This is a genomic window from Acidovorax sp. sic0104, assembly GCF_019219095.1.
In the GTDB taxonomy this organism is placed as follows: domain Bacteria; phylum Pseudomonadota; class Gammaproteobacteria; order Burkholderiales; family Burkholderiaceae_C; genus Acidovorax.
This window is the reverse complement of record NZ_JAHUWH010000028.1, coordinates 42,134-48,596: the sequence shown is the minus strand read 5'-3', so window position 1 is coordinate 48,596 and position 6,463 is coordinate 42,134. Positions and strand designations below refer to the sequence as shown.

Genomic DNA, 6,463 nt, shown 5'->3' with positions numbered 1-6,463 from the left:
TGCCGATGCTGGGGGTGCTGTAGTGCTGGGCACCGTCCAGCTCGAAGGGCTGGTTCAGGTGCGCCAGCAGTTTCTCGGCCACGGTCTCGGCCTGGGCTGCCGCCTCGGGCATCTCGGGGGCCAGGGATTCGAGCATGACGACGAATTCGTCTCCGCCAAAGCGGGCCACCGTGTCGGCCTCGCGCACGCTGCCCACCAGGCGGGCGGCCACCTGCGACAAAAGCTGATCGCCCATGTCGTGGCCCAGCGTGTCGTTGAGGTCCTTGAAGTTGTCCAGGTCAATGAACAGCAGCGCCCCGAGGTTCCTGGTGCGCTGGCAGGCCGCGATGGAACGCTGCAGGCGATCGAGCAGCAGGCGGCGGTTGGGCAGACCGGTCAGCGCATCGTAGAACGCCAGGCGCTCGATCTCCTGCTCTGCGCGCTTGCGGTCCGTGATGTCCATGGTGAAGCCATGGGACACCACCGAGCCATCGGGCTCGCGATGCGGTATGGCATTGGTCATGTGCCAGCGAATGCTGCCGTCGGGCATGCGCACGCGGTACTCGCACTGCCAGGGCACGAGCTTGCGCACCGAAGTGATGGCGGACTTCTGCACGTGCGGCAGGTCTTCGGCCAGCACGCGCAGCATGAGCACGCCGTGATCGGCCGTGACCTCGTGCGGCTCCACGCCCATGAACTCGCGCACCGCGTCACTGATGTACTGCACGCTGGTGGAGCCGTCGGCGTGAAGGCGGTACTCGTAGATGAAACCGGGGATGCGGCTCGCAATGCGCTGGATGAACAGCAGTTGCTCGCGCAGCTGCTCAGCCGCGCGGTGTTCGTCCGTCACGTCCTGCACGACGCCCATCACCACCTGCACCCCGTCGCGCGGCAGCGTGCGCTGCACGCGCGAGCGCATCCAGCGCACCTCCCCGTCGGGACGGCGCCAGCGGTACTCCACATCCAGGCCCTGGCCGCGTTCGCGCACCTTGTCGAACACGCCACGATCCTCCGGCAGGATGCCGCTCACGGCACGCTCGGGGTCCACCCATTCCTGCTGCTCGAAGCCCGCGATGTTGCACAGGCCCGGCGACCACAGCAGCACGGTCTCTCCCGGGTCCTCGATGCGGCGCCAGTGCCCTGCGCGGGCCAGGCTTTCCATGGTGTTGAAGACGTCGGTCTGCTCACGCAATTCGCGGCGCACTTCTTCCAGCGACTGCTCGGCGGCGGCCAGTGCGGCGCGCAGGGTCTCTGCCTCCGTGGCATCGCGCACTGTGACGACGATGCAGTCGTTGGTCACTCGGCGTGCGGACAAATCCCAGGCCAGCAACAGCCGGCCGGCTTCGCGCACGACCTGGCGGCATTCGAGCGGCGCCCCCACCCGCACCACCCCCTGCAACTGGTCCAGCAACTGGGTGCCAGCCAAGAGGTCGAATACTTCGCTCGCATCGGCCCCCGGGTGACGCACCGCGCCCAGCCCCGGCATGCGGCGCGCAGCCGCATTGGCGGCCAGCAGCAGCAGTCTGCCGCCCTGCAGTCGGAACTCCATCAGCGCCACCGGAACCGCGTCCACCAGGGCCTGCAGGCGCGCTTGCGCCATGGGCTCGATGGCCCCTTCGCCGGCGGGAGCGAGAAGGTCGGTCAGCAGTTCGGACGAAATCACGGTCGGTCTGAAACCTCTGAAGGAAGGGAGCCTGCGCACGCAACGCGCCAAGGCGCAAAAGCCATGGCACAGCATACAGGCAAGAGTATGTCAAAACGTAACATCATGACAACCAGACATGTAACTGCGTGAGGGGAAACCCCATGGGTGAACTGCTACAGTCCTCGCCTCATTCCAGAGCACCCCTGCATGTCCGACACGTTCGAGCACCATACCCCCATGATGGCCCAGTACCTGACGCTCAAGGCGGGGTACCCTGACACGCTGCTGTTCTACCGCATGGGGGACTTCTACGAGGTCTTCTGGCAGGATGCCGAGAAGGCCTCGCGCCTTCTGGACATCACCCTCACGCAGCGCGGCCAGTCGGGCGGGCAGCCGGTGATGATGGCCGGGGTGCCCTTCCACGCGCTGGAGAACTACCTGGCCCGCCTGATCAAGATGGGGGAGTCGGTGGCCATTGCCGAGCAGGTGGGCGAAGTCGGCGCGGCCAAGGGGCCGGTGGAACGCAAGGTGGTGCGCGTGGTCACGCCCGGCACGCTGACCGACACGGAACTGCTGTCCGACAAATCCGAATCGCTGCTCATGGCCGTGCACCAGGCGCCCCGCGCGCGCTGCGGGCTGGCCTGGCTGAGCGTGACCCAGGGCCGCGTGTACCTGGCCGAATGCGCACACGACGAGCTGGGCGGCTGGCTGGCACGCGTGGCTCCGAGCGAGCTGATCTACAGCGCCGGCGTGACCGAGCGCTTCGAGCAGCAGCTGCAGGTGCTGCGCCAGGGCGGCGCCTTCACCTGCCCCATGAGCCTGCGGCCCGACTGGCAGTTCGACAGCGCCCTGGGCGAGCGCAAGCTGCTGGAGAACCTGGGCGCGGCCAGCCTGCAGGCCTGGGGCGCGCAGGACCTGGGCGAAGCGCACGCCGCCGCCGCCGGGCTGCTGGCGTACGCCGAGCACACCCAGGGCCGCACGCTCACGCACGTGCACAGCGTGCAGGTGCAGCGCGGCGACGACCTGATCGACTTGCCCGTCACAACGCGCCGCAACCTCGAACTCGTCAAGACCCTGCGCGGCGACGACGCGCCCACCCTGTTTTCGCTGCTCGATACCTGCATGACCGGCATGGGCAGCCGCCTGCTCAAGACCTGGCTGCTGGAACCCCAGCGCGACCGCGACCAGGCGCGCCAGCGCCTGTCGGCCACGACGGCCCTGCGGGGCGACGGCGGGGCCGGCGGCGGCAGCGGCCCATGGTCCCTGCTGCGCAGCGAACTCAAGGGCGTGAGCGATGTGGAGCGCATCACCGCCCGCATCGCCCTGCGCCAGGTGCGCCCGCGCGAGCTGGTCGCCCTGTGCAAGACGCTACAAAAATCAGAGCAACTTGCACTTTCCGGACAAGCGCCAGAGCCGTATTTGATTCAAATCTTCGGCCATCTGCACCCGCCCGAGGGCTGTACCGCGCTGCTGTGCGCGGCCATCGACGCGGAGCCCGCGGCCCTGGTGCGCGACGGCGGCGTGATCGCCGATGGCTTCGACACCGAACTCGACGAACTGCGCGCCATCCAGACCAACTGCGATGCCTTCCTGCTCGACCTGGAAACCCGCGAGAAGGCGCGCACCGGCATCCCCAACCTGCGCGTGCAGTTCAACAAGGTGCACGGCTTCTACATCGAGGTCACCAGCAGCCATGTGGACAAGGTGCCCGACGACTACCGCCGCCGCCAGACGCTGAAGAACGCCGAGCGTTTCATCACGCCCGAACTCAAGACCTTCGAAGACAAGGCGCTGTCGGCCAACGAGCGCGCCCTGTCGCGCGAGAAGTGGCTGTACGAGCAGATCCTGGACCAGTTGCAGCCCCATGTGCCCGCGCTCACCCGACTGGCGCAGGCCCTGGCCACGCTGGACGTGCTGTGCACGCTGGCCGAGCGCTCGCTCACGCTCAACTGGTGCGCGCCGCAGTTCGTTCCCGAGCCCTGCATCGAGATCGAGAACGGCCGCCACCCGGTGGTGGAGGCCCGCCTGGCCGAGACATCGAGCGGCAGCTTCATCGCCAACCACACGCGCCTGAACGCCAACACGCGCATGCAGATCATCACCGGCCCCAACATGGGCGGCAAATCGACCTACATGCGGCAGGTGGCGCTAATCGTGCTTTTGGCCTGCATGGGCAGCCACGTGCCCGCATCGCACTGCCGCCTGGGGCCCATCGACGCCATCCACACCCGCATCGGCGCGGCGGACGACCTGGCCAACGCGCAGTCCACCTTCATGCTGGAGATGACCGAGGCCGCGCAGATCCTGCACGCCGCCACGCCGCACAGCCTGGTGCTGATGGACGAGATCGGCCGCGGCACCAGCACCTTCGACGGCCTGGCGCTGGCCAGCGGCATCGCCACGCACCTGCACGACAAGACACGTGCGTTCGCGCTGTTCGCCACGCACTACTTCGAGCTGACCGAACTGCCAGCCAAGGCGCGCCACGCCATCAACATGCACGTGAGCGCTACCGAATCCGGCACGGACATCGTCTTCCTGCACGAGATCCAGCCTGGCCCAGCGAGCCGAAGCTACGGGATCCAGGTGGCAAAACTGGCAGGCATGCCCTCGCCCGTGCTGCACCACGCCCGCCACGCCCTGGCCGCGCTGGAAGAGCGCGCGGGCGAGAACGAACTGCAGGTGGACCTGTTCGCCACGCCCGAGGCGTCCGAAGGTGCGGGTGCGAGCGCCGTGGAAGCGGCGCTTGCCGGGATCAACCCAGACGCCTTGAGCCCGCGCGAGGCGCTGGATGCGCTGTATCAACTCAAACGGATGGCGACTCAATCCGCACCAAACTCCCTGTAGGGCTTAGCAGGCGGTCGCTCGTTGCTATGATTTTTGACTTCCTGGAATCAGGTACGGCCGCCGCGAAGTGCCGTGCCTGGGGAGCTTGCCACCGCCATGCACCAACCTGGTTCGTGGGCGGACTAAACTTGCGGGTTCCCCCACCATTGCTCCCACTCTGATCCATGACGTATTGCGTCGCCATCAAACTCAACGCCGGGCTGGTATTCCTGTCCGATTCCCGCACCAACGCCGGCCTGGACCAGATCAGTTCTTTTCGCAAGATGATGGTCTATGAGAAGGCCGGCGACCGCTTCATGGTGCTGCTGTCCGCGGGCAACCTGTCCATCTCCCAGTCGGTGCGCGAAATCCTGCAGACCGAGCAGCTCAAGGATGGCGACTCGGGCGAGACCATCTCCATCTGGAACGCCAAGAGCATGTTCGACGCCGCGCGCGTGCTGGGCGCTGCCGTGCGCCATGTGCACGAGCGCGACGGCCAGGCGCTCAAGCGCTCGGGCGTGGACTTCAATGTGTCCATGGTGTTCGGCGGCCAGATCAAGGGCGAAGGCATGCGCCTGTTCCAGGTCTACTCGGCCGGCAACTTCATCGAAGCCACGTCCGAGACGCCGTACTTCCAGGTGGGCGAGTCCAAGTACGGCAAGCCCGTGCTCGACCGCGTGCTCACGCCCGAAACACCGCTGGACGAGGCCGCCAAGTGCGCGCTGGTGTCCATGGACAGCACGCTCAAGTCCAACCTGTCGGTGGGCCTGCCGCTGGACCTCGTTGTCTATGAGGTGGACCGCTTCTCCACCGAGAAGGTGGTCTGCATCGACGAGAACAACCCGTACTTCCGCATGCTGCACGACAGCTGGGGCCAGAAGCTGCGCGAGGTGTTCGACAGCATCGAGGACCCGGCCTGGGGTGGCGGCGCGACCAACGTGCCCATCATGGTGAACCCTGCGCGCAGCAAGCCGCTCAAGAAGATCACCAACCACCTGGACAAGCTCATCTGAACGGCTGCGGTGCCGCCAGCCTGGCCGGCGCCCGCCCACCTTCCACCAGCCCTTGCGGGCAGGCATCTCCCCCATGTTCCCCATCGTCTTCTCGCACGCCAACAGTTTTCCGGCGAGCACCTACCGCGTCCTGTTCAAGCACCTCAGGGCGCGCGGGTTCGAGGTGAATGCGGTGGAGCGCTACGGCCACGACGCGCAATACCCCGTCACCAACAACTGGCCCCACCTGGTGCAGCAATTGGCCGACTTCGCCGCGCCGCACGTGCAGCGCCTGGGCCAGCCCGTGTTCCTGGTGGGCCACTCGCTGGGCGGCTTCCTGAGCGTGATGGCCGCCGCGCGCCACCCCGAACTCGTGCGCGGCGTGCTGCTCATCGACTCGCCCCTGCTCGGCGGCTGGAAGGCCAACGCCGTGGGTGTGGCCAAGCGCACCCAGGTGGTGGGCTCCATCTCGCCCGGCAAGATCAGCCGGCAGCGGCGCTTCAGCTGGGCCAGCGACGAAGAGGCGCTGGAGCACTTTCGCAAGAAGAAAGCGTTTGCGCGGTGGGATCCCGAGGTGTTGCACGACTACGTCAGCCATGGCCTGGCAGACCAGGATGGAAAGCGCGTCCTGGGTTTCGACCGCGCGGTCGAAACCGCCATCTACAACACCCTGCCGCACAACCTGGGCCGGCTGCTAAGCGCCCACCCGCTGATGTGCCCGGCCGCTTTCATCGGCGGGCGCGACTCGGACGAGATGAAGCAGGTGGGCATGGCCATGACGCTGCGCATCACAGAGGGCCGCACGATGATGCTGGACGGCAGCCACCTGTTCCCCATGGAGCAGCCGCAGGCGACGGCTGCGGCCATAGAGGCTTCACTGCTCAATCTGGCTTCGCTGCGCCCTTGACGCCGGTATAACACCAAAACAGACTGCAAAAACGCCGAAAAGGCGGGGGGATTTCTGCAAAAAAGGAGGGGCGCGGATTGCATGCTCTTCCCCTACACTGGGGGTTTGTTACAG

4 protein-coding genes are annotated in these 6,463 nt (G+C 66.8%); 3 read left to right on the top strand and 1 reads right to left on the bottom strand.

Annotated elements, in window-relative coordinates:
* Window positions 1-1,642 (bottom strand): diguanylate cyclase domain-containing protein (locus KW835_RS25690; RefSeq protein ID WP_339385496.1); only part of this gene is annotated, 1,642 nt, incomplete at its 3' end.
* A 189-nt stretch (window positions 1,643-1,831) separates the two neighbouring features.
* Between KW835_RS25690 and mutS the strand changes: the two genes are divergently transcribed.
* The 3 genes from mutS (at window position 1,832) to KW835_RS25675 (ending at window position 6,349) form a co-directional block, all read left to right on the top strand.
* Complete coding sequence (gene mutS, locus KW835_RS25685) at window positions 1,832-4,471, top strand: DNA mismatch repair protein MutS (RefSeq protein ID WP_218387583.1); 2,640 nt, start codon at window positions 1,832-1,834, stop codon at window positions 4,469-4,471.
* 164 nt (window positions 4,472-4,635) lie between these two features.
* Window positions 4,636-5,463, top strand: a complete 828-nt coding sequence (locus KW835_RS25680; RefSeq protein WP_218387582.1) for a proteasome-type protease — start codon at window positions 4,636-4,638, stop codon at window positions 5,461-5,463.
* Window positions 5,464-5,536: 73 nt separating this feature from the next.
* Window positions 5,537-6,349 carry an alpha/beta fold hydrolase gene (locus KW835_RS25675; protein ID WP_218387581.1) on the top strand — a complete coding sequence of 271 codons (813 nt, stop codon included), beginning with the start codon at window positions 5,537-5,539 and terminating at the stop codon, window positions 6,347-6,349.
* Window positions 6,350-6,463 lie beyond the last annotated feature (114 nt).